Consider the following 7,537-nt stretch of genomic DNA (forward strand, 5'->3'; position numbering starts at 1 on the left):
ACAGATCGGACAACCATTAGACGCATTACACCATAAAAAGTTGCGATTAGAGGAAAAAAGAGGACATCCGACTTTGGGCCGGAATGTCCTCTTTTTTAAAATATAGGAAAGTATATGATTTCGCCGCACTTTCTCTATATTTCTCGGAACGAAACGCGCCCCGCCGCCAAAGGACGGCGTAGCCGTTTCGCCTTGTCTCTGCGGGATTAGCCCAGACGAGCGGCGTGCTTCTGCTCGTATGCGGTAATTTTGTCCTCGTGTTGAAGCGTAAGTCCGATATCGTCCAAACCTTGAAGCAAAAATTGACGACGGTGTTCGTCCAGATCGAATTCGATGCGAAGTCCGTATTCGTCCGACAACACCTTGTTCTCCAGATCGACGGACAACTTGTAGCCGTCATGCTTCGCCGTGCGTTGGAACAGATCCTCCACTTGCTCCTCGCTCAGCTTGATCGGCAGGATGCCGTTCTTGAAGCAGTTGTTGTAGAAAATATCGGCGTAAGAAGGCGCGATAATGACTTGGTAGCCATAGTCGAGAATCGCCCAAGGCGCATGCTCGCGGGAGGAGCCGCAGCCGAAGTTGGCGCGCGAGATCAGGACGGAAGCGCCCTCGTAGCGTGGTTTGTTCGGCTCGAAATCGGCGTTAACCTCGCCGTTTTCGTGGAAGCGCCACTCGAAAAACAAGAATTGGCCGAAGCCGCTGCGCTCGATGCGCTTCAAAAATTGTTTCGGGATGATCGCATCCGTATCGACGTTAACCCGGTCAACGGGAGCTACGATTCCTGTTAATTGTTTAAATGGTTCCATATCTGTTAATCCCCTCTCTCGTTTCCTCAGGTTAGTTCAAAACCGGTGCTTTAACTTCCCAATCGCGCACGTCTGTAAAGCGTCCGTTAACCGCCGCAGCTACCGCCATTGCCGGCGATACCAGATGCGTTCTGCCGCCGCGGCCTTGACGCCCTTCGAAGTTGCGGTTGGACGTCGATGCGCAGCGCTGACCTGGCTTCAGAACGTCCGGGTTCATCGCAAGGCACATGGAGCAGCCTGCATCGCGCCATTCGAAACCGGCGTCGATAAACACCTGGTCCAAACCTTCCTTCTCCGCCTGCAGCTTGACGCGGCCGGAGCCCGGTACGACGATTGCCGTTACTTTCTCGCTTACTTTGTAGCCGCGGGCGATCTCTGCGGCAGCGCGCAGATCCTCGATCCGGCCGTTCGTGCAGGAGCCGATAAACACGTAGTCGATCTCGATCTCGGTCATAGGCGTACCTGGCTTCAGATCCATGTATTCAAGCGCCTTTTCGGCGGCTTTGCGTTCGTTTTCCGTTGGCAGGTCGGCCGGATTCGGCACCTTGGAAGTGATGTCCGTACCCATACCCGGGCTTGTTCCCCAGGTTACTTGCGGGATCAAGGCGTCGACGTCAAATTCGACGACCGTATCATAGGTCGCGCCTTCGTCCGTCGTCAGCTTTTTCCACTCTTCAACGGCTTCGTCATAGTTCTTAGGCGCGTACTCGCGTCCGCGCAGATAGTTGAAAGTCGTCTCGTCTGGCGCGATCAGACCTGCGCGCGCGCCGGCTTCGATGGACATATTGCATACCGTCATACGCTCTTCCATCGTCAAGCTGGTAATGGCGTCGCCGGTGTATTCGATAACGTAGCCCGTTGCGAAGTCCGTGCCGTATTGGGCAATAACGCCAAGGATAAGGTCCTTCGCCGTTACGCCTGGCTTGCGGGAGCCGTTAAAGCGGACTTCCATCGTCTTGGCTTTGGATTGCTGGAGACATTGCGTCGCCATGACGTGCTCCACTTCGCTTGTGCCGATGCCGAACGCCAATGCGCCGAAGGCGCCGTGCGTGGATGTGTGGCTGTCGCCGCAAACGATCGTCTTGCCCGGATGCGTCAGGCCGATCTCCGGACCCATAACGTGAACTACGCCTTGATCGATGTTATCGAGATCGAACAGCTTTACGCCGAAGTCCTTGCAATTCTGCGTCAGCGTATCGATCTGCTGCTTGGAGATCGGATCCGTAATATTGAAGCGATCCTTCGTCGGCACGTTATGGTCCATCGTAGCGAAAGTCAGATCCGGACGGCGAACCTTGCGGCCCGTCATGCGAAGACCTTCGAACGCTTGCGGCGAAGTTACTTCGTGCACCAGCTGCAGGTCGATGTAGATAACGCTTGGCTTGCCTTCTTCCTGATGAATAACGTGATTATCCCAAATTTTTTCGAACATTGTTTTTTTCGACATTATGCTCACCCCATGAGTTCGTAATTGCTTTCCACTTTCACAAACTAATAATTTGTTATCATGATAACATGTCTTTCTTCATTGATCTAAGATATAATATCTATAACCACTATAGGTAACGACTATAAAAGGTAATTCAAAAAGTCCGCTTCCCATTACGAAGTATTTCTAGATGCCTATTCGACGTCGAATATTGAATTCAGCCGAACCTTCCGGTGCTCACGTAGCGCTGCTACGCTCCGCTCCTCAGGTTCTAGCTTCATCCAATCTTCTCGGTACTGAGAACCGAACTTTTTGAATCCCACTATTCGAAAAAGAAAGGCTGGTATCGCGCCATGGAACTTAGACAATTGAATTACGTCATTCAGATCGCCAGCGAAAAAAACTTCTCCCGCGCCGCCGACAAGCTGCACATCGCCCAGCCTTCGTTAAGCCAGCAATTGTCCAAGCTGGAACAGGAACTGGGCTTGCTTTTGTTCCGACGTACGACGAACTCCGTGGAGCTGACTCAAGCGGGACAAGTGTTCGTCGAGAAGTCCCAAAGTATTTTGGACGCCGTCGAACAGCTCAAGCAGGAGATGGACGACATGGCGCAGATGCGTCGCGGACGGCTCGTGGTCGGCACGCTGCCCATTACGGGTTCTCATGTCCTCCCGCTCGTTCTCCCCGTCTTCGGAGCTCTGTATCCCCAAATCGAAGTGGTGCTCGTAGAGGAGACAACCGCCCGATTGGAGCAGTTGACGGCCAGCGGCGGCACGGATATCAGCTTATTGTCGCTTCCTCTCATCGACAACTCCCTCTCCTGGGAGCCCTATCTGGAAGAAGAGATTTGCCTGGCCGTACCGCAGCAGCATCCGCTGGCGAAACGCGGCGGAGAGGTAGATATCGCCGACCTTAAGCAAGAGCCGTTTATCGGACTGAAACGCGGTCAGGGCTTCCGTCAAATTACGGTGGAGCTATGCGAAGTATCCGGCTTTACCCCGCGGATTGTATTCGAGAGCAGCAATATCGAGACCGTTCAGTCGCTTGTGGCGGGCGGCATGGGCATCGCCTTTGTCCCGCAGATGCTAACGCGGCCGACAGGAGGAGAATTCTCCCCCGCATATTTGCAGCTCGGCACCAGGCCGACACGGACGCTTGTCATTGCCAGCCGCAAGGGACGTTACTTGTCGAAGGCCGCCCGATCCTTTATTTCCACATTAAACGAGACGATCGGCCATTACCAGAACAGAAGGAGCTAGGGCGCTACGCCCCAGCTCCTTCTCCGCTTCGATCCGCTTCGTCATCGTCATTTGTACAGCTGCGGTCTCCGGTCTTCGAATACGGGTATGCGAGTCCGCACATCGTCTACAAGCTTGAGATCAATGTCTCCGAACAGTATCACTTCTTCTTCGCCAGCTTCCGCGACGATCTCTCCCCAAGGATCGATGATCATGGAATGACCGAAAAAAGAGGTCTCTCCGCTTTGCCCCATCCGATTGCACGCGATCACGTACATCTGGTTTTCGATGGCGCGCGCCGTCAGCAAGGTACGCCAGTGGTGCAGACGCGGGTTAGGCCACTCCGCCGGCACAAAGAGCAGCTTCGCCCCGTCAAGCGCAAGCTTTCTCGCGAGCTCCGGGAACCGGATATCGTAGCAGATCATCATTCCCGCTTCCGCTTTTTCGATTTCCAGACGTCCCGTATGGCTTCCGGCTTTGAGGTATTTTTCCTCCGACATAAGACGGAACAGATGCATCTTGGAATAATCCGAGATCCTGTTGCCTTCGCGATCGAAAACGAGCGTCGTATTATATACGCCGTCCTCCCGCTTCTCGGCAATGGAGCCGCCTACGATATAGACGCCATGTTTCTTGCTGAAAGACGACAGCAGTTCGGTCGATTGTTTGCCATATGGGTCGGCAAGATCCTCGATCTGCTCCAAAGCATAGCCAGTATTCCACATTTCGGGAAACATCAGCACATCCGGCTTGTGCTTATCCTCCATTGCTTTCTCCATCATCTCTTGAAGCTTGGCGAAATTCCTCTCGGGAAACCCTGCTTCGATGTTCATCTGAAGCAATGCCATCCGAATCCTCGTCGTGTTGGCCATAGATGACTCTCCTCCCGTGCAAGTCGATTTTCCCTAATGATACCCTCTCATGGAACCGTGTCAAGATGGGCAACTTAAGCGGAGCGCAACGACAAGCCTCATCCATAAAGGAGATTAGGAAAAGATGACCATTTTGTTCAATCGAGTCACGGTGATCATGGCTGCCTTGCTTATTTTGGCGGCACTTGCAAGTCCTTCCGCTTTGGCGGCGCCCCAGTCTGTCCAGCCTGAACCGCGGAAAGCGGCCGCCCCTGACGAAGCAGGCGAAACGGGACTGAAGCCCGTGCAGGCATTCGATGTTGCTCAAGGCAAAGTCGTACGATCCGTTCCAAACGACAAGTCCTTTCAGAAGATGTCCAAAAAATGGTTGAAGTCCGTTACTGGCCTTGCGCCTCAGATGACGGCGGACAACAGCTGCACCTTCGTCTACCGTATTCCTTTGGCAAAGCCCGCCGTTGTAAAGGCGGACGCCATATCCATAACCACAAACGATGTATTTTTGTTTTATTGCGAAAACAATCCGCCGCTCCTGCTGGTGTTCGACGGCGAACGCAAGCCTTACCTCCTACTGTTCAAAGAAGACATAAAACCGTTCATCCGCAAGGTTGGGATCCCTGTGCTTGCGGATTGAGCACCACGTCTGAAATCGACGTCACCCTTCCGAATTTTCGGCGGGATGGCGTCTTCTAATCTCCTCTTATTCATGCTACATTATTGCTAATGTTCAAGCGTTTAACGCGCTAGGACCGCAGCATGCCATGTGGAGAGTGAGTTGAGAGAGATGAAGAACAGTCCGAACGGAATGAAGATTGAACCCGCAGATCGGATGTCGGCGCTGCCGACGCAATTTTTCGCCAAGCTGGTGGGCAAGGCAAATGCCCAGATCGCGGAGGGCAGAGACGTAATCAACCTGGGACAAGGCAATCCGGACCAGCCGACGCCTCCCCATATTGTGAAAAAATTGCAGGATTCCGCAAGCAATCCTCTCTATCATAAGTACCCTCCATTCAGCGGTTATTCCTTCCTTAAAGAAGCCGTCGCCGAACGTTACATGGAAGATTACGGCGTCGAGCTGGATCCTGCGACGGAGGTTGCCATTTTATTCGGCGGCAAAACGGGTTTGGTGGAAATCAGCCAATGTCTGCTGAATCCAGGCGACGTCTGCCTTGTACCCGATCCCGGTTATCCCGATTATTGGTCCGGCGTTGCGTTGGCCGGAGCCGAGATGGCATTTATGCCTCTTACGAAGGAAAACGGCTTCTTGCCCGATTTCTCCGCGATAAGCGACGAGACTGCCGCCGACGCAAAGCTGATGTTCATGAATTATCCCAATAATCCGACGGGTGCAATTGCAAACGAAGCTTTTTATGCGGAGGCCGTCCAATTCGCCAAACGCAACGGAATTGTTGCGGCTAGCGACTTCGCCTACGGAGCCATCGGCTTCGATGGACGGAAGCAGGTCAGCTTTCTGCAGGCGCCAGGCGCGAAGGAAGTCGGCATCGAGTTTTATACCTTATCCAAGTCGTATAACATGGCTGGCTGGCGGGTCGGATTCGCGCTTGGCAATGCCGACATCATTTCCCTTATCAATCTGATCCAGGATCATTATTATTGCAGTCTGTTTGGCGGCATTCAAGAAGCCGCCGCATTGGCGCTGACGGGTCCACAGCAATGTGTGGCGGATTTGTCCGCAACCTATGAGCGCCGTCGTGATGTGTTATTCGAATCGCTGGATGCCATCGGCTGGAAAGCCGATAAGCCCGGCGGCTCCTTCTTCTGCTGGCTGCCGGTGCCGGAAGGATACACATCCGAGCAATTCGCCGATAAACTGTTGTACGAGGCGGATGTTGTCGTTGCCCCTGGCGTTGGCTTCGGCAGTCACGGAGAAGGTTATGTTCGACTCGGCCTGCTAACATCGGAGGAGCGGCTCCGGGAAGCCGTTGCACGCATAGGGAAACTGGGACTGTTTGGGGCATGACAGGCTTCAAACGCTGCGATTGCCTTGCTTTACAGGTTCCGTCTATCATGCTATTCTTAATCTAATTGAACATGCAACGTGATGACGGGACCAGTACGCAGGCCAGGCCGCGACCAGAGAGTAAATTCCTTAGGCTGTAAGAATTTACCGAGGGCTACTTGCAGAACCTACCTCCGAACGGCCGGCGACAAACCGGACAGCGCCTTCTGTTACGAGGCACCAAAGATGGATGGCTGCGCTTGCCTAGCAAGCCGCCGTCAATGAAGGTGGTACCGCGGAAGCTTGTGACTTTCGTCCTTTTTACAGGACGGAAGTCTTTTTTGCGTATTAACGGAGATAACGAACAGGAAGTGACCTAAATGCCGGATAGAATTGTAGTAAAAATCGGAAGCAGCTCCCTTACCTCCGAGGAAGGCGGGCTTAACAAGGAAAGAATCGGCTACTTCGCGCGGGAGCTAGCCTTTCAACATGCCGAGGGTCATGCGGTTATGCTGGTCACATCCGGCGCTGTAGCTGCCGGATTCCGCCGAATCGGCTACGTTTCTCGACCAAAGCTCGTTCACGAAAAGCAAGCGGCCGCGGCTGTCGGTCAAGCGCTGCTCATGCAGGCCTATCAAGAGGAGCTCAGCAAGTACGGCATTGTCGCTGCGCAAATTCTGCTGACAAGAGCGGATTTTTCCAATCGCAGACGGATCCAGAACGCGCTGATGACGATCGAAGAGCTGTTGAAGCAGCGGATCATTCCTATCATTAACGAAAACGACACGGTTGCCACTGATGAGCTTGTCCTTAAGTTCGGCGATAACGATAATCTGTCCGCCCTGGTTGCGGCGTTGACGAAGGCTTCCAAGCTCGTCATCATTACCGATATGGATGGTTTGTACACCGAAGATCCACGCATTAATCCGGAAGCCGTCAAAATTGGACGCGTGGAGCAAATCTCCGATGAAATTTTAAAGCTTGCAGGCGGCGCCGGTTCGTCCGTCGGCACCGGAGGCATGCGCTCCAAGATTGAAGCGGCACGCGTGGCGATGCGCGGCGGTGTGGGAGCCTTCATCGGCAAAGTGACGAACGAGGGCGATCTCGCTGCGGCCGTAAACGGCGTCGGAAGCGGTACGTATTTTGATACGAAGCTGCACAGCCTGTCCATGAAGAAGCAGTGGCTTGGCTTCCACTCGCTGCCACAGGGACGGATCGCCGTCGATGACGGTGCC

At 53.7% G+C, this 7,537-nt stretch carries 7 protein-coding genes; 4 read left to right on the forward strand and 3 right to left on the reverse strand.

Annotated elements, in window-relative coordinates; genetic code table 11:
• Nucleotides 1–206: 206 nt before the first annotated feature.
• Both leuD and leuC read right to left on the reverse strand, forming a co-directional pair.
• Nucleotides 207–806, reverse strand: a complete 600-nt coding sequence (leuD, locus tag PAT3040_RS34000) for a 3-isopropylmalate dehydratase small subunit (RefSeq protein ID WP_108996139.1) — start codon at nt 804–806, stop codon at nt 207–209.
• A gap of 31 nt (nt 807–837) precedes the next feature.
• The gene (leuC, locus tag PAT3040_RS34005; RefSeq protein WP_108996140.1) at nt 838–2,253 is read right to left on the reverse strand and encodes a 3-isopropylmalate dehydratase large subunit; all 1,416 of its coding nucleotides are present in this window, start codon (nt 2,251–2,253) and stop codon (nt 838–840) included.
• 335 nt (nt 2,254–2,588) lie between these two features.
• Between leuC and PAT3040_RS34010 the strand changes: the two genes are divergently transcribed.
• On the forward strand, nt 2,589–3,494 hold the full coding sequence (locus tag PAT3040_RS34010) for a LysR family transcriptional regulator (RefSeq protein ID WP_108996141.1): 906 nt from the start codon (nt 2,589–2,591) through the stop codon (nt 3,492–3,494).
• A gap of 47 nt (nt 3,495–3,541) precedes the next feature.
• Here the strand turns inward: PAT3040_RS34010 and PAT3040_RS34015 are convergent, their stop codons facing one another.
• A complete protein-coding gene (locus PAT3040_RS34015; RefSeq protein ID WP_108996142.1) occupies nt 3,542–4,345 on the reverse strand; it encodes a carbon-nitrogen family hydrolase in 804 nt (267 codons plus the stop codon).
• Between the two features lie 124 nt (nt 4,346–4,469).
• Between PAT3040_RS34015 and PAT3040_RS34020 the strand changes: the two genes are divergently transcribed.
• From PAT3040_RS34020 to proB, 3 genes are all read left to right on the forward strand, one after another.
• A complete protein-coding gene (locus PAT3040_RS34020; RefSeq protein ID WP_108996143.1) occupies nt 4,470–4,976 on the forward strand; it encodes a hypothetical protein in 507 nt (168 codons plus the stop codon).
• Nucleotides 4,977–5,126: 150 nt separating this feature from the next.
• Nucleotides 5,127–6,323 carry a pyridoxal phosphate-dependent aminotransferase gene (locus tag PAT3040_RS34025; RefSeq protein ID WP_108996144.1) on the forward strand — a complete coding sequence of 399 codons (1,197 nt, stop codon included), beginning with the start codon at nt 5,127–5,129 and terminating at the stop codon, nt 6,321–6,323.
• Nucleotides 6,324–6,682: 359 nt separating this feature from the next.
• A partial coding sequence (gene proB, locus PAT3040_RS34030; RefSeq protein WP_258235297.1) for a glutamate 5-kinase occupies nt 6,683–7,537 on the forward strand: 855 nt, incomplete at its 3' end.

This window comes from Paenibacillus agaridevorans (assembly GCF_003112455.1).
GTDB classification, from domain to species: domain Bacteria; phylum Bacillota; class Bacilli; order Paenibacillales; family Paenibacillaceae; genus Pristimantibacillus; species Pristimantibacillus agaridevorans.